This is a genomic window from Verrucosispora sp. CNZ293, from assembly GCF_002754655.1.
This window is the reverse complement of record NZ_PEFR01000001.1, coordinates 2,865,909-2,882,212: the sequence shown is the minus strand read 5'-3', so window position 1 is coordinate 2,882,212 and position 16,304 is coordinate 2,865,909. Positions and strand designations below refer to the sequence as shown.

The following is a 16,304-nucleotide window of genomic DNA, read 5'->3' as shown; positions in this document are numbered from 1 at the left end:
TCCACGCGCTGCGCGTGGGTGACCCCGATCGAAGGAGTGGACCATGAAGTCCATCGGTGAGGCTCGTCCCGCCTCTCCACCGAGACGCGGTTGGCGGTCGGGGCTGGCCGCGGCGGCCGCCGCGGTGCTGGCGGCGAGCGCGCTCGTGGTGGTGAACGCGGCGCCGGCAGCGGCGGCGACAGTGGACACCAACGCCTGGTACGTCCTGGTCAACCGCAACAGCGGCAAGGCGCTCGACGTGTACGGCCTGGCCACCAACGACGGCGCGCGGATCAGCCAGTGGACCCGCAACAACGGCGGGAACCAGCAGTGGCAGTTCGTGGACTCCGGCGGCGGCTACTACCGGCTGAAGTCCCGGCACTCGGGCAAGGTCCTCGACGTGCACAACTTCTCGACCGCCGACGGCGCGGCGATCGTCCAGTGGTCCGACCACAACGGCACCAACCAGCAGTTCCGGTTGGCCGACTCGGACGGTGGCCACGTGCGGCTGATCAGCCGGCACAGCGGCAAGGTCGTCGAGGTGCAGGGCGCTTCCACTGCGGACGGCGCGAACATCGTGCAGTACGCCGACTGGAACGGCACCAACCAGCAGTGGCAGCTCGCCCGGGTCGACGGCGGCGGTGACCCGCCACCGACCGGTGGCAGCGGGTGCGGCAAGGCCCCGACGCTCAACAGCGGTACGCACACCATCCAGAGCAACGGCAAGAGCCGCCAGTTCATCCTGCGGATGCCGGCGAACTACAACAACAACAATCCCTACCGGCTGATCTTCGCGTTCCACTGGCGCGGCGGCACCATGCAGGAGATCTCCTCCGGCGGCACCAGCGGGAGCGCCTGGTCCTACTACGGCCAGCAGGAGCAGTCGAACAACAGCGCCATCCTGGTCGCGCCGCAGGGTCTCGGCAACGGCTGGGGCAACGCCGGCGGCGAGGACGTCACATTCGTCGACGACATGATCCGTCGGATCGAGAGCGACCTGTGCGTCAACCCGAGGCAACGCTTCGCCCTCGGCTTCAGCTGGGGCGGCGGCATGAGCTACGCCCTCGCGTGCGCGCGGGCCACTGTCTTCCGGGCGGTCGCCGTGATCGCGGGCGCGCAGATCAGCGGTTGCAGCGGCGGTACGCAGCCGATCGCGTACTTCGGGTTGCACGGCATCTCGGACAACGTCCTCAGCATCGGCCAGGGTCGAGGGCTGCGCGACACCTTCGTCCGGAACAACGGCTGCAACGCGCAGAACCCGCCCGAGCCCGGTGCGGGCAGCCGTACGCACATCACCACTGCCTACTCCGGTTGCCGGGCCGGATACCCGGTGCAGTGGGCGGCCTTCGACAACGGGCACATGCCGGGCCCGGTGGACGGGACGTACGCCGAGAGTGGCATTACCACCTGGACCAAGGGTGAGATCTGGCGCTTCTTCGCCCAGTTCTCCTGACCGGGCCGAGCGCAGCGGCGGGTCCCGGTCCCCTGGCGGCAGTGGGAGCCAGGGGGTCGGGCCCGTCGGCCTCTCCGCGCTCGGGTCAGCGCTGCAGGCGGTCCGGCTTGCCCGGGCCGCTGCGCCGCACCAGCCAGGCCTCGGTGATGTGGGTGTGCATCGCCTCTGCGGCCCCCTCCGGGTCGTGGGCGGCGATCATCTCGTAGACGCGTCGGTGTCCACGGTTGGAGGCGACGCAGAGCGACCGCTCGGTGCGGCCGGTGTACCGCGCCGTGTTCACGACCTGACTCTCCAGCGCCTGCACGACACCACGAGCGATGCGGTTTCCGGACGCCTGCATGACGGTGTCGTGGAAGGCGCGGTCGAGTTCGTGGTAGGCCACGGTGTCGCCGACGAGCTCGTCCATCCGATCGACAAGGGCGCGCAGACGGTCCACGGTCTGCTCATCGGCGACCCGGGCGGCGACGTGCGCCATGTCGGACTCCAGCAGCCGCCGGGTCACCACCACGTCGTCGAGGATGGCGAGGCTGTCGTCCTCGGCGATGGTGGCCCCGAGGACGAGTTCGTCGAGCATGTCCCACATCGACTGCGGGGTCACCATGGTGCCGGCTCCCTGGCGGACCTGTACCAGCCCTTTTTCCTGGAGGATCTTCACCGCTTCCCGGACCACCGTCCGGCTGACCGAGAAGGTCTCGCACAGGACCGGTTCGGGGGGCAACGCCGTGCCGGACGGGTGCACCCCCCGGACGATGCGCTCCACCAGCTCGGCGGTGACGGCCGTGGCGAGGTTTGTGGGGCGGCGCGGCCAGGCCGGGGCGGCCAGCTTGTCCAGGGCCGTCTCCTGCGATGGCGTCATGTCCCCCTCCGATTGGCTCGTCGTGCCACGACGTACAGGTCAGTGTACGACCGAGTGTTGACGTCAGACGTCATACGAGTTACGTTCTTGATCACGTTGGCTGCGGCAGGCCGTCAGCCACTCCCCTCAGAGGTGAACAACTATGAAACAACGAGCATTGTGGTCGGCCGTCCTCGTTGTGGGACTGGCGACGGCAGGCTGTGGTAGTGCCAGCGACACCGGCTCCTCTTCCTCCGGCGGCTCGACTGACAAGCTGGTGGTGTGGGACTGGAAGTCCGGTGAGCCGTCCGCCGGACCATACATCGAGAAGGCCAAGGCCGACTTCGCCAAGAAGCACCCGGACGTGACGCTGGAGTTCGTCGCGCAGCCGTTCGACCAGTACTACACTCTGCTCGGCGCGGCCATCCAGTCCGGCAAGGGCCCGGACGTGATGCTGTTCAACGGCGGCGGCCAGATCCGCGACCGGGTCGACGCGCTGGTGCCGCTCGACGAGTACGTGGCCGAGGACAAGCAGCGGCTCGCCGGTTGGGACGCCTTCGCCAAGGACGGCAAGACCTACGCCGGCCCGGTGACGTTGCAGGGCCACCCCATCTACTACAACAAGGCGCTGTACGAGAAGGCCGGACTCGATCCGGCGAGCCCCGCCACGACCTGGGACAAGTTCCTCGCCGACTGCGCCGCCATCGCCAAGGCGGGGGCCAAGTGCTTCGCCCTCGGTAACAAGGAGGGCGCCGGAATCCAGTTCTGGATGTCGGCCCTGGGCTCCGCCATTCTCACCGCCCAGGAGTACGACGACTGGATCGCGGGCAAGCGCGACTGGAACTCGCCGAACGTGAAGCGGATCTTCCAGCTCTGGAAGGAGGCCGGCGACGCCGGGCTGAACAACGAGGGGGCCAACTCGACAGCGATGTTCAACGACGCCTTCGCGCTCTTCCAGTCCGCCAAGGCCGCGCACGTCATCGGCCTGATGTCCGACGTGGGGCACTGGAAGGACTTCAACGAGTTCCTCACGCCCGACAAGCTCGGTGTGATGAGCGCTCCGGTCGTCACCGCCGGCACCACGCCGAGTCTGGCCTACGACGGCGGCATCGGCTACGCGGTGGCGAAGTGGACCAAGGATCCCAAGGTCGCCGCCGACCTGGTGCGATCGCTGACCTCAGCCGATGCGCTCAACGCCTTCTACGCCGACGCCGGCGCGATCGCGTCGGACACCACGATCGACGTGTCACAGGCCGGCCCGGCCGCCGCCACGATCGTCTCCCAGCTCAAGGACGGCAAGCCCGCGCTGCACGTGGCGCTCTCCTCGAAGACCCTGGATCTGATGGGACGAATCGCCCAGCAGCTGCTCAGCGGCTCGATCAGCGTCGACGAGGCGGTGAAGCAGCTGGGCGCTTCCGACCAGGCGGGCTGACTTCGTGCCGATCGGAAACGCACAGCCGTCGGTCCGTCCGGTTTCCGCCGGACGGACCGACGGGGCGCCGGCCGGGTCTGCGGGCCGCCGCCGTGGTAGCGGGTCACGGCCCGTCCGCCGCGGCTCGCGCGCCGAGCGCTTCGCCCCCTACGTCCTGGTCGCACCCGCGATCCTGATCATCGTGGTGCTGCGGCTGTACCCGTTGCTGCTCGGCGTCAACTTCTCCTTCACCGGGGACGGAGAGCGCAACGGTACGACCGTCGGTCTCGACAACTACCTCGAACTCCTCGACGACCCGCTGTTCCGGACCGCACTGAGCAACGTCGGGCTGCTGGTGCTGCTGCTTCCGGTCGCGGTGGCGATTCCCGGGCTGCTCGCGACCTTCATCTACCTGCGGGTGCCCGGACATCGCTTCTACCGCAGCGTCTACTTCTTCCCGGCGGTGCTCTCACCGGTCATCGTCGGGGCGATCTTCAATCTGCTGCTCGCCTTCGACGGCCCGGTGAACGCCGGGCTGGAGGCGGCCGGCATCAGCCCGATCGACTGGCTCGGGAAACCCGGCGTCGCGATGTTCGTGGTGGTCGCCGTACACATCTGGGCGACCTTCGGCATGGCGCTCGTGGTGTTCCTGGCCGGATTCGCCACCCTGGACGCGGCACTGCTGGACGCGGCCCGGGTGGACGGCGCGTCGCTGCCCCAGGTCATCCGACACGTGATCATTCCCGGCCTGTCCCGCACCATCGCCTTCGTCGCCGTGACCACCATGGTCGGGATGCTGACCTCGATGTTCGGCCTGCTCTACGTGATGACCAGCGGCGGACCGGAGGGGTCCACATACCTTCCGGAGTACTACATCTGGATCCAGCAGGGCCAGATGAACAGGCCCGCCCTCGCCTCGGCCGCGTCGACGGTGCTCTTCGTGATCATGCTCGTCGTGGGGCTGCTCCAGGTGAAGCTGCTCCGGCGGGCGGGAGGGGAGGACTGATGTACCGCGTACGGCTGAGCCGGTGGCTGCTGGCCATCCCGATGTCGCTGCTCGCGCTGGCGACGATCTACCCGCTGCTGTTCACCGCCAACGTGGCGATGAAGACCCGCCGCGACTACATCCTCGACCGGTTCTCCCTGACCGACGCCCTGCGCTGGGACAACATCAGCACGGCCTGGAACAGCGTGGGCATGGACCGGTACTTCGTCAACTCCCTGATCGTGGTGACGTCGTCGGTCGTCCTGCTGCTGTTGCTCGGGTCGATGGCCGGCTTCGCCCTGAGCCAGCTGCGCTTCCGTGGTTCCTCGGCGCTCTTCCTGGGCTGCCTCGCCGGGCTCTTCGTACCGTTCCAGGTGATCATGGTGCCGCTCGCCCGGATCATGGCCGACACCGCCCTCATCGACACGTACCCCGGTCTGATCCTGGTTTTCGTGGCCCAGTTTCTGCCCTTCACCGTCTTCCTGATGACGAGTTACTACAAGACCATCCCGCGGGAGGTCATCGACGCGGCCCGGATCGACGGCAACAGTGTGTACGGCGTGTACCGCCGGATCATGCTGCCGTTGGGCACCCCGGCCCTGCTGTCTGTCGGCATCCTCAACGCGCTGTTCTGCTGGAACGACGTGCTGATGTCGCTGGTGATGATGCCGTCGGCCGATCATCGCACGCTCATGGTCGGCGTGACCTCGCTGCGCGGGCAGTACTCCGACGACATCCCGACCTTCGCCTCTGGGGTGCTGATCGCCGCAATACCGGTCCTGGTGGTCTACCTCTTCCTCCAGCGCCAGATCGCCGACGGCGTCGCCGCCGGCTCCACGAAGGGCTGAAATGCGCATCACCGGATATCGGACGCTCACCACGATCCAGGAATGGGGGCGCCCAGTCGGCGACGCCAACGGCGTCATCGCCAACGGCAACGTCCCGGTGCCGATCGTCGTCGTGGAGACCGACGAGGGGCTCTCGGGCGTCGGCATCGGCCCGCAGGTCGAGATCGAGCGGATCTTCGCGGCCATCGACGGGGAGGACCCCCGCGCGGTGACCACGCTGTACGACCGCATGTTGCGACACACCTTCAAGGCCGGTCACGCGGGCCCGGTGTTCGGCACCATCGGTGCGCTCGACACCGCACTCTGGGACATCAAGGCGCAGGCCGCCGGTCAGCCGCTGTGGCGGTTGCTGGGCGGACGTGACCGACGGGTTCCGGCGTACGCCTCCGGCCTAGACATCGGCCTGACCGACGACGAACTCGTCGCGGCGTACACCCGCTATGCCGCGCACGGGCTGCGGGCGGCGAAACTCAAGGGCGGGCTCGACATCGAGCAGGACCGACACCGGCTGCACCTGGTCCGGGAGGTGCTGGCCGAGGCCGGTCACGGACTCCGGCCCGGCCTGATGCTTGACGTCAACGAGGCGTGGACCCGCAAGCAGGCCGTCCGGCACGTGTGCGAACTCGAACGCACCCTCGACCTCATCTGGATCGAGGAGCCGGTTCGGCGCTGGGACGCCGAAGGGCTCGCCGCCGTCGGCCGGGGCGTGCGCGCCTCCGTCGCCACCGGGGAGAACCTCACCGGTCTTGAGCAGTTCCGTCCGCTGATCGGCGCCGGCGCGGTCGACGTCGTCCAGACGTCAGCGGTGTGGGGAGTCACCCACTTCCTCCGGGTGTCCGCCCTGGCGCACGCCTACGACCTGCCGGTCAGCCCGATCGGCAACAGCCCGATCGGGCTGCTGCACGCGGCCACCTCGGTGCCGAACCACCTGACCAGCGAGTTGCAGAACCTCTTGTCACCTGTCGGTGTCTCCGTCGACCTGCATGTCGAGGACGGTGCCTTCGTCCTGGGCGACTCGCCCGGACTCGGCCTGACGCTCGACGAACAGCGGATCGGGGCGGTGGACGGGCACTCGGAGGCACCGGCGGTCGACGGACCGAACGTCCGGCCGGAGCAGGCCGGGCGGCGGCTGCTGGCCGCGACGGACGAGGTGGTACCCGCCGCCGGCTTCCCGCTGGCGCGGGTTGCAACACCGGCACACAACAGCAACCAGGTGTCGCCGAGCGGACGTCACTGAGCGGACCGACGGCTGGTCGCGGCACGCGGCTGGCGGTTGTTGATACGGAGGATCGATGAAGGCAGTGGTCTACCGGGGGGCACGGCACCTCGGAGTCGAGGAACGTGAGCCGGCGGCACCCGGGCGCGACGAGGTGCGGATCTCGGTGGCCTACACCGGGATCTGCGGCACCGACCTGCACATCTACCACGGGGACATGGACTCCCGGGTCGGTGCTGACGCGATCATCGGGCACGAGATGTCCGGGCGGATAGCGGCGCTGGGCGAGGACGTCACGGGCTGGTCCGTCGGCCAGCCGGTGACGGTGCTGCCGACCAGATGGTGCGGCAGGTGTGCCGCCTGCCAGCGCGGCAACTCGCACATCTGCCACGCCATGAACTTCCTCGGCATCGACTCGCCGGGTGCGATGCAGTCGTCCTGGAACGTGCCGGCGGAACTGGTCCTGCCGCTGCCCGAGGAGTTGCCGCTCGACCACGGAGCCCTCGTCGAGCCGGTGGCCGTCGCCGTGCACGACGTGCGTCGCGGGCAGGTGACCTCCGGCGATCACGTGGTCGTGGTCGGTGGCGGGCCGATCGGGGTGCTCATCGGCACCGTCGCCCAGGGTCGCGGCGCGCGGGTCCTGCTCGTCGAGCCGGACCCGGCGCGGCGAGCCGTGGCCGGCGAGGTCGGCATCGAGACCGTCGACCCGGGCGCTGTCGACGTGGCGGCGTTCGTGGCCGACCGCACCGACGGTGCGGGCGCGGACGTCGCCTTCGAGGTCTCCGGCGCCTCGGCGGGCGTCGGCACGGCGGTCGAGGTGCTGGCCGCCAGGGGACGACTGGTGATGGTGGCGATCCATCCCCGGCCGCGAGAGGTTGATCTGCACCGGTTCTTCTGGCGCGAGTTGGAACTGCTCGGCGCCCGCCTCTACCAACGGGACGACATGGTGGAGGCGATCCGGCTGGTCGCCTCCGGCGCGATCCCGGCCCGGCAGTTGATCTCCCGGGTCGAGCCGCCCGAGGCGGCGACCGAGGCGTTCACCGCGCTGGAGGGTGGCGGTGTGATGAAGGTGCTGCTCGACTGGCGGGAGGGCGACAGGTGACGAAGCTGTTCGACCTGTCCAGACGGACCGCTGTGGTGACCGGGGCCCGGCGCGGCATCGGCCTGGCCATGGCCGAGGCGCTGGCCGTGGCCGGTGCCGACATCGTCGGCGTCTCCGCGAACCTCGAACCGGAGGAGAGCGAGGTGGGACGCCGGGTACGCGCCGCCGGCCGGCAGTTCACCGCGCTGCGCGCCGACCTCGCCGACCGGGCCGCCGTCCGCCGGCTGGCCCGTGATCTGATCGCGCTCGGGCCGATCGACATCCTGGTCAACAACGGCGGCACCATCGCCCGCGCCCCGGCCGTGGAGCACCCCGACGAGATCTGGGACCACGTGATCGAGGTGAACCTGAACAGCCAGTTCGTGCTGAGTCGGGAGATCGGTCGGACGATGGTCGAGCGTGGCCAAGGGAAGATCATCTTCACCGCGTCCCTGCTCAGCTTCCAGGGTGGCATCACGGTGCCCGGGTACGCCGCGTCGAAGTCGGGCGTGGCCGGGCTCACCAAGGCACTGGCGAACGAGTGGGCGGCCCACGGGGTGAACGTGAACGCCATCGCTCCCGGCTACATCGCCACCGACAACACCCGGGCGCTGCGTGAGAACCCCGACCGCGACCAAGCGATCCTCGCCCGGATCCCGGCCGGTAGGTGGGGTGTCGCCGGTGACCTCGGCGGCGCCACCGTGTTCCTGGCCTCGGCGGCCTCCGACTACGTCAACGGGATAGTGCTGCCGGTCGACGGGGGATGGCTGGGCCGATGACCGACGCACCGTCCGGGGCGGCAGGGATCGTCGACGCCCACCACCACCTGTGGGTCCGCGCACGGCACCCGCAGCCGTGGATCGACCCGGTGACCATGGCGGCCATCGACGCCGACTTCGAACTCGTCGACCTGGCCCCGCTGGCCCGGGCGGTGGGCGTCACCGCCACCGTCGTCGTGCAGTCCATCGCCTCGGTGCGGGAGACAGCGGACCTGCTGCGGGTCGCCGCCGCCGACGCCCTGGTCAGCGGTGTCGTCGGCTGGGTGGACCTGACCGCCGACGACATCGCCGACCGCCTCGACCGGCTGCGCGCTGGCCCCGGCGGGCAGTACCTGGTCGGCATCCGTCATCTCGTGCAGAGCGAGACCGACCCGGCCTACCTGGACCGCCCGGACGTCCGCCGGGGCATCGCCGCGGTGGGCGCCGCCGGCCTGGTCTTCGACCTGCTGGTCCGGCAACACCAACTGCCGATGGCCGCTCGGCTGGCGCATCACCTGCCGGAGGTACGGTTCGTCCTCGACCATCTCGGCAAGCCCGCGCTGGGCTCCCCGGAATTCCACGACTGGCGGCGGGGCCTACGGGCACTCGCCGAAGCGCCGAACACGACGGCGAAGGTGTCCGGCCTGACGACCGAGGTACCCGGGTCACCCTGGACGGTGGCGGATCTCCGACCCGCCGTCGACCACGCCCTGGCCGTGTTCGGACCGCAGCGGCTGATGTTCGGCTCGGACTGGCCGGTGAGCCTGCTGGCCACCTCGTACCCACGCTGGGTCGAGGCGGTCACGGAGCTGCTGGCGGAGCTCGACCCGACCGACCGCGCGGCGGTCTGGGCGGACACCGCCCGGCGTCACTACCGACTGGAGGCTTCGTGAGGACACACGTACTGCCGCGCCGTCCGGCGATCCGCCTCACCGAGCTGGGTCTCGGTGCGGCCCAGGGCGGCAACCTGTACCGGGGCACCACGGACGAGGAGTTCGCCGCCGCCGTGGACACCGCCTGGGCGGCGGGCGTGCGCTACTTCGACACCGCCCCGCACTACGGCCTCGGGCTGTCCGAACGTCGCCTGGGCAGCGCGCTACGGCACCGACCACGCGACGAGTACGTGGTGTCGACGAAGGTCGGACGACTGCTGGTGCCGTCGCCGCAGGACGCGCACCTGCGCGACCCTGAGGGATTCGACGTGCCCGCGGACCACCGCCGGGTGTGGGACTTCAGCCGGGACGGGGTACGCCGTTGCATCGAGGCCAGTCTGGAGCGCGCCGGCCTCGACCGGATCGACATCGCCTACCTGCACGACCCTGACGATCACTGGGAGCAGGCTGCCGAGGAGGCGGTGCCCGCCCTTGTCGAGTTGCGCGACCAGGGCGTCGTGGGTGCGATCGGGGCCGGCATGAACCAGTCGGCGATGCTCGCCCGGTTCGTCCGGGAGACCGACGTGGACGTGATGATGTGCGCCGGCCGGTACACCCTGCTCGAACAGGGCGCGGCCGACGACCTGCTGCCGCTCGCGGAGAGTCGCGGAGTGGGTGTGGTGATCGCGGGCGTCTACAACTCGGGACTGCTGTCGCGGGACCGCCCGCCGGCCGACGCGTTCTACAACTACCAGCAGGCCCCGCCGGAGCTGATCGAGCGGGCGCGACGGATGGCCGAGGTCTGCGACGCACACGGGGTCACCCTGCCGCAGGCGGCGCTGGCCTTCGTCCGCCGACACCCGGCCGTGGTCTCGACTGTGGTAGGTGTCCGTAACGGGACGCAGATGGCGGAGACGGTAGGTCGCTCGGAGGCGGTGGTACCCGACGAACTCTGGGAGTCGCTGGCCACCGCCGGGCTGCTCGCCTCGCTCTGAGGTCTGGTCGACGTCCCTGGCCCGCCCCGGCGGACCAGGGACGTCGCCGCTCTATTGCTCGGCATCCGACCCGCGTGGAGCCGGTGTGCCGGCGGACGGATCGGGCACGGCCTCGTGAGACGGGTCCGAGGCCGTGCCCTGGCGCAGTGGCTCCGCACGCCTCCGGGTCGGGACCGGCTCCGCTTACCGGAGTCCGGTCCCGACCGGAGACGTCACTTACCATCGTGATGCTCAGTGACCATCAGGCCAGACTGAACCGCCACTGCTGGTTGGTGCCGCTGTGGCAGGTCCACTGCAACAGGCGGGCGCCGTCGGTGGTGGCACCCCCGTTGACATCGAGGCAGAGCCCGCTCAGCACACTCTTCACCGTGTAGACCCCGCTGGTGCCGGTGGCCGTCGCGGTGAACTTCTGCTGGTTGCTGTTGTTGCAGGTGGCCTGCTGGAGGAAGGCACCGGCGCTTGTGGAGCCGCCGGTGATCTCCGCGCACTTGGCGCTGTGGACGGCCCGGAGGTAGACGGCGCCGCCGCCGGCGTCAACCGCCTGCCACTTCTGGTTGTTACCACCGGTGGCCGCCCACTGGTGGATCTGTGCCCCGTCGGCGGTGGACACGCCGCTGACGTCCATCAGCTTGTTGCTGTGTTGCGCGGTGATCGTCCACGTCCGGCCGGCGATCCCACTGCCACCTGGGTCACCGACCCCCACTCCAGGGCCGCCGAAGGTGTGCGAATCAAGGTCGAACCAGTTGTTGCCGCTGCCCTTGAAGACCAGGTACAGGGTGTGGGTACCGGCGAGGGCGGAGACGTTCACCGGTGGCGTGGACTGGTAGTTGTCCCAACCGCCGGTGCTCGGCACCGGTGTGGTGGCCAGCAGCGTGCCGGTCGGCGAGCCGGCCCGCAGCTCGATCGATCCGCCGCCGGAGGGCGACGACAGCCGGTAGCTCACGGTGTTGATGCCGGACAGGCTCATCGGGGTGAAGGCGATCCAGTCGTTGTTGGAGATGTCCCCGATCCGCTTGCCGCTCTGGGCGCCGGCCTGGTCGATGACCCGGATGCCGGACTGGCTGCTGTAGTACTCGGCCTGCTTGTGCTTGGGCTGGAGGATCACCTGGGCACGGCCGGTGAGTGGGGCGGCGCCGCCCGCGCCACCGTTGTCGGTGTAGCGCGCGTTGAGCACGTAGAACAGGTTGGCGCCGTCCGGGTGACCACCGAGCAGGTCGGTGGGGATGGTCCCTGAACAGCCGGCGTAGTCCGTGGTCTCGTGCGCGTGGTCGTCGTGCCCGAGCGCGGGGTTCAGGAAGACCTTGCTGCAGTCGATCGCGGCGCCGCCCGGGTCGGTGACGGTGATCTGGTACGAGACCCGGTCGCCGAAGGTGAGCATGCCACCGTTCGCGGGGGTGGTGATGGTGACCACCGGAGCGGTGTTGCCGACGGTGATCTGGACGTTTGCGAAGCCGGTCTTGCCCGAGCTGTCGGTCACCCTCAACTGGGCGGTGTAGTTGCCGTTGCTGGTGTAGACCTTCGACGGGTTGGCCGCCGTCGAGGTGGTGCCGTCACCGAACGTCCACTGGTAGCTGATCGTGTCACCGGGATCGGGGTCCATCGACCCCGCGCTGGAGAACTGTACGGTCAGCGGGGCGTTGCCGCTGGTGGGCGTGCCGGTGGCCCGGGCGATCGGGGACCGGCCGCCCTGGACGTAGTCGATCCGGTAGAGGCCGGAGTCGCTGTTGCCGCCACCGAAGTTGGTGCCCCACTCCAGCAGGTAGAGCGAGCCGTCCGGACCGAATTCAAGGTCCATCGGCTTGTTGAACCGGCTGGTGGGCAGGAACGGGTTGGTGCGGGTGACCGCCGTGGCCGAGTCGAAGTGCACTTCCTTGATGTAGCTGCGCGACCACTCGTAGAAGAAGTGGACACCGTCGTAGTACGGCGGGAACTTCGTCGCCGACGGGTTCGCCGGGTCATAGCGGTAGACCGGTCCGCCCATCGGTCCGGAGCCGCCGGAGCCGAGTTCGGGGAAGTTCTGCGAGGTGCCGTAGCCGTACCACATGTTGGGTGCGACGACCGGCCGGAGGCTGGTCAGGCCGGTGTTGTTCGGCGAGTTGTTGACCGGCGCGGCGCAGTTGAACTTGGCGCCGACCACGCCGGTGTCCGGGTTGTACGGCGCGTACGGCTGGTTGTCGCCGTGGCAGAACGGCCAGCCGTAGTTGCCCGGCGCCTTGATCACGTTGAGTTCGACGAGACCCTCGGGGCCCCGGTTGGTGGTCGGCGGGTTCCGGTCCGGTCCGTAGTCGGCCAGGTAGACCCAGCCGTTGGCCGGGTCGATCGAGAAGCGGAACGGGTTGCGGAAGCCCATCGCGTAGATCTCCGGCCGGGTCTGCGCCGTACCCTGCGGGTAGAGGTTGCCCGACGGGATGGTGTAGCCGCCGCTGGCGGAGGGCCGGATCCGCAGCAGCTTGCCACGCAGGTCGTTGGTGTTGCCGGCGGTACGTGCCGCGTCGAGCATGTGCTTGCCCGAGCGCCAGTCCAGCGGTGCGTAGCCCTGCCAGTTGGGGTCGAGGTTCGGCGCGACGTCGTCGCCGGTGCCGATGTAGAGGTTGCCGTCCGGCCCGAAGGCGATGTACCCGCCGGTGTGGCCGGGCTCCGGGTACGTCCGGTCCCGGTACGCCGGGATGTCGATGATGGTGACCCCGCTGGACATGTTCAACGTGTCGCCGGTGAGCGTGTAGCGGGAGACCCGGTTGACGTCGGTGGAGCTGCTGGCTGGCGAGTGGTACAGGTAGACGTACCCGTTGGTGCTGAAGTTCGGGTCGAGCGCCAGCCCGGTGAGCCCGTCCTCGCCGCCGGTGTAGACGCTGAGCGTGCCGGCGGTGACGGTGCTGCTGGTGCTCGGCTTGAAGATCTTGACCTGGCCACCCCGCTGGACGTAGAGCACCCGGCCGTCGGGTGCCACGGCCAGCGCCATCGGGTCGACGGTGTTGCTGTCGAGGGTCCGCTTCTCGAAGTTGCCCCAGACGGTGCCGCCACAGTCACCCGGCTCGTTGCCGGCGGCCCACTTCACCCCGCCGAGGACGTGATTGCGGAAGTGGGTCTCGCTGTAGGACGCGATCGCGTGGCCCATGGCGGTGGCCCAGACCCGACCGCCGCCGGTGTTACGGCACCAGGAGATCGGGTGATCGGGGCCCATCGCCCGGGAGCCCGGGTTGTAGGTGCGCTCGTCGGCTGTCACCAGGACGTGCACCTCGCCGCGCGGGTTCTTGTCGAAGTTGTACCACTCCTCGCTGCGGTTCCAGCGATCCGGCAGGCTGGCCGTCGACGGGTGCTTCTTGTCGGCGACGATGGCGGTGCCGGGCAGCACGCCGGGGGAGTGCTCCGGCATGTGCGCGCCCGCGTTGATGGTCTGGTCCCACCACGGGTACTCGGCTTCGATTCCCATGTCGGTGGCGTTGTGGATGGCCACGATGCCCTTGCCGCTGGCGAGGTAGCCCTCCACCGCCTGGCGTTGGCTGGCCGAGGTCCACACCATGCCGGAGGTCTGGAACATGATCAGGACATCGAAGGTGGCCAGGTTCGCTGCGGTGAAGACGCTGGAGTCCTCACTGTGCACCAGTTCGAAATTGTCGGACGCGGCCTGCTGCTGGAACATCGAGACCCCGGCGGGGATCGAGTCGTGCCGGTAGCCGGTGGTCTTGGTGAACAACAGGGCGCGGAAGGCCGGAGCCGCTGATGCCGGCTGGACCAGCGCGAGCGCCAGTAACAGACCGGTGATCAGTCCGATGATGGCTGTCTTACGACGCATGCCGTCTCCTCGTCGGGGCGGGGGCAACAGGGGGTGCGACCACGAGTCCGGTCACCTCCGACGGCGCGTCGGGTGGTGCCTGGTGTGGCGCGACGGGTGCGTGTGCGGCGTTCGTCGCGCCGGTGCGGCTCTACTGAATGTCACGCAGAGTCACATTTGGCTGGGTTCCGGCCCGGTGGTGGCGGAGAGCCTAAATAGTGTCGATATGGACATGTATTGATGTTAACGACAACATAGCTGGGACGGATCGGTGGTGCACGCGCTCCCCAGTGGACCTGACCTGGCATCGTTGCCTGTCGCCAGCCCGGCCGGGAGTCCGGGAAGATCGGGGATTGCGTACCTATCCCCGAGCATCTATCTTCATACGTGTGATGTTTCGGTTGTGTCAAGCGAAAGTTTGAGCACGAGAACAGGAAGCATCGCGTTCGACAACTAAAGCCAGGTGATCGGCCTGTCGTAAGTGGACTCTGAGGTGGCGCACCCAATGCCCTTGGCGATTACTATCCGTAAGGATTCTTGAATGTCAGATCGACAGGTGCCGCTGCTCGCCCTGCGCGGCATCAGCAAGTCCTTCTTCGGGGTGCGCGTCCTGGACGGTGTCGATCTCGATGTCGCCCCAGGCGAGGTGCACGCCGTGGTGGGGGAGAACGGTGCCGGCAAGTCCACCCTCATGAAGATCGTCTCGGGCGGGTACGCCCCGGACGGCGGCACCGTCGAGTTCACCGGCCAACCACGGGTCTTCGGCGGTCCGCGTGACGCGCAGCGGGCCGGCATCGGCATCATCCACCAGGAGTTCAATCTCCTGCCGGAGCGCACCGTCGCGGAGAACGTGTACCTGGGCCATGAGCCGAAGCGACGCGGTCTGGTCGACAGGCGACAGATGCTCAGCCGCACCCGGGATCTGTTGGCCACCATCGGGGAGACGGCACTGCCCGCCGATGCGGTGGTGGGCCGCCTCGGCGTCGCCCAGCAACAGGTGGTGGAGATCGCCAAGGCGCTCGCCCTCGACGCGCGCCTGCTCATCATGGACGAGCCCACCGCCGCGCTGGCCGACCACGAGGTCGAACTGCTCTACGGCCTGGTGCGACGGCTCCAGCAGCAGGGCATCGGCCTGCTGTACGTCTCGCACCGGCTGACCGAGGTCTTCGACCTGTCCGACCGGATCACGGTTCTCAAGGACGGCCGCCGGGTGCGGACGATGCCGACCGCCGAGGCCACCGCGGAGGATCTGGTACGCCAGATGGTGGGGCGGGAGCTGTCCAGCTACTATCCCGACCGGGCCGCTGCCGAGGACGTCGGTGCGGTCCGGCTCTCCGTACGTGGTGGTGGGAACCGGAAGTTACGCGACATCGACCTGGACCTGCGCGCGGGCGAGGTGCTGGGGATCGGTGGCCTGCAGGGCTCCGGCCGGTCGGCACTGGCCCGCGCGTTGTTCGGGGTGGAGCCGTTCACCACAGGCGTGGTCACGATCGACGGTACGCCGACCCGGCTGCGCTCGCCGCGTGCGGCGACGCGGGCCGGCGTCGCGTACGTCAGCGAGGACCGCAAGGGCGAGGGCATCGCCGCCCGACAGTCGGTGCTCGACAACGCGCTGCTCGCCAGCCGGGCGGTCTTCCCGGCCCGCTCGGGACACGCGGCGCGTACCGTGCGGGTCCGCGAGTTGCTCGCTGCCGTCGAGGTCCGGTCCGCCGGTGACGATCAGGAGATCCGCTTCCTGTCCGGCGGTAACCAGCAGAAGGTGGTGCTGGCCAGGTGGCTCGCCCTCGACCCGCTGATCCTGCTCTTCGACGAGCCCACCCGGGGCATCGACGTGGGCGCGAAGTCGGCGATCCACGACCTCGTCCGCCGGCTCGCCCGGGCGGGTGCGGCCGTCCTGATGATCTCGTCCGAGCTGCCGGAACTGCTCGGCATGAGTGACCGGATGCTCGTCATGCGCGACGGCCGCGTCGCGGGTGAGCTGCCCGCCGGCGCCACCGAAGAGGACGTCGTCGCCCTGGCGGTCGGCACGGTACGGGAGGCGGCGTGAGCGAGCGTAGCGAGCGAACCATCTGGCTCAGCAGCGTGGCGTCTCGCGCCGC

At 69.2% G+C, this 16,304-nt stretch carries 12 protein-coding genes; 10 read left to right on the top strand and 2 right to left on the bottom strand.

Going from position 1 to position 16,304, the window contains the following annotated elements:
* Nucleotides 1-43 precede the first annotated feature (43 nt).
* Nucleotides 44-1,432: an RICIN domain-containing protein gene (locus tag CLT74_RS13020; protein ID WP_099846758.1), complete on the top strand. Its 1,389-nt coding sequence runs from the start codon at nucleotides 44-46 to the stop codon at nucleotides 1,430-1,432.
* Nucleotides 1,433-1,517: 85 nt separating this feature from the next.
* Here CLT74_RS13020 and CLT74_RS13015 read toward each other — a convergent pair whose 3' ends face one another.
* Nucleotides 1,518-2,288 (bottom strand): FadR/GntR family transcriptional regulator, encoded by a 771-nt coding sequence (locus CLT74_RS13015; protein WP_099846757.1) that lies wholly within the window; start codon nucleotides 2,286-2,288, stop codon nucleotides 1,518-1,520.
* Nucleotides 2,289-2,430: 142 nt separating this feature from the next.
* On the opposite strand from CLT74_RS13015, the gene CLT74_RS13010 reads away from it, so the two are divergent.
* The 8 genes from CLT74_RS13010 to CLT74_RS12975 all read left to right on the top strand — a co-directional run bounded on the left by CLT74_RS13010 (nucleotide 2,431) and on the right by CLT74_RS12975 (nucleotide 10,433).
* On the top strand, nucleotides 2,431-3,699 hold the full coding sequence (locus CLT74_RS13010) for an extracellular solute-binding protein (protein ID WP_099846756.1): 1,269 nt from the start codon (nucleotides 2,431-2,433) through the stop codon (nucleotides 3,697-3,699).
* Between the two features lie 181 nt (nucleotides 3,700-3,880).
* Nucleotides 3,881-4,684, top strand: a complete 804-nt coding sequence (locus CLT74_RS13005; protein ID WP_486582291.1) for a carbohydrate ABC transporter permease — start codon at nucleotides 3,881-3,883, stop codon at nucleotides 4,682-4,684.
* Entirely contained in the window at nucleotides 4,684-5,511 is an 828-nt protein-coding gene (locus CLT74_RS13000) for a carbohydrate ABC transporter permease (protein WP_099846754.1), read from the top strand. The genes CLT74_RS13005 and CLT74_RS13000 overlap by 1 nt, the downstream gene beginning before the upstream one ends.
* A 1-nt stretch (nucleotide 5,512) precedes the next feature.
* Nucleotides 5,513-6,748 (top strand): mandelate racemase/muconate lactonizing enzyme family protein, encoded by a 1,236-nt coding sequence (locus tag CLT74_RS12995; RefSeq protein WP_099846753.1) that lies wholly within the window; start codon nucleotides 5,513-5,515, stop codon nucleotides 6,746-6,748.
* Between the two features lie 55 nt (nucleotides 6,749-6,803).
* The gene (locus CLT74_RS12990; RefSeq protein WP_099846752.1) at nucleotides 6,804-7,829 is read left to right on the top strand and encodes an alcohol dehydrogenase catalytic domain-containing protein; all 1,026 of its coding nucleotides are present in this window, start codon (nucleotides 6,804-6,806) and stop codon (nucleotides 7,827-7,829) included.
* Nucleotides 7,826-8,587 (top strand): SDR family NAD(P)-dependent oxidoreductase, encoded by a 762-nt coding sequence (locus CLT74_RS12985; RefSeq protein WP_099846751.1) that lies wholly within the window; start codon nucleotides 7,826-7,828, stop codon nucleotides 8,585-8,587. The genes CLT74_RS12990 and CLT74_RS12985 overlap by 4 nt, the downstream gene beginning before the upstream one ends.
* On the top strand, nucleotides 8,584-9,459 hold the full coding sequence (locus CLT74_RS12980) for an amidohydrolase family protein (RefSeq protein ID WP_099846750.1): 876 nt from the start codon (nucleotides 8,584-8,586) through the stop codon (nucleotides 9,457-9,459). The genes CLT74_RS12985 and CLT74_RS12980 overlap by 4 nt, the downstream gene beginning before the upstream one ends.
* The gene (locus CLT74_RS12975) at nucleotides 9,456-10,433 is read left to right on the top strand and encodes an aldo/keto reductase (protein ID WP_099846749.1); all 978 of its coding nucleotides are present in this window, start codon (nucleotides 9,456-9,458) and stop codon (nucleotides 10,431-10,433) included. Before CLT74_RS12980 ends, CLT74_RS12975 begins: the two co-directional genes overlap by 4 nt.
* A gap of 241 nt (nucleotides 10,434-10,674) precedes the next feature.
* On the opposite strand, the gene CLT74_RS12970 is transcribed toward CLT74_RS12975, so the two are convergent.
* Nucleotides 10,675-14,226, bottom strand: a complete 3,552-nt coding sequence (locus CLT74_RS12970; RefSeq protein ID WP_099846748.1) for a ThuA domain-containing protein — start codon at nucleotides 14,224-14,226, stop codon at nucleotides 10,675-10,677.
* 520 nt (nucleotides 14,227-14,746) lie between these two features.
* Between CLT74_RS12970 and CLT74_RS12965 the strand changes: the two genes are divergently transcribed.
* Nucleotides 14,747-16,252 (top strand): sugar ABC transporter ATP-binding protein, encoded by a 1,506-nt coding sequence (locus CLT74_RS12965; protein WP_099846747.1) that lies wholly within the window; start codon nucleotides 14,747-14,749, stop codon nucleotides 16,250-16,252.
* Nucleotides 16,253-16,304 lie beyond the last annotated feature (52 nt).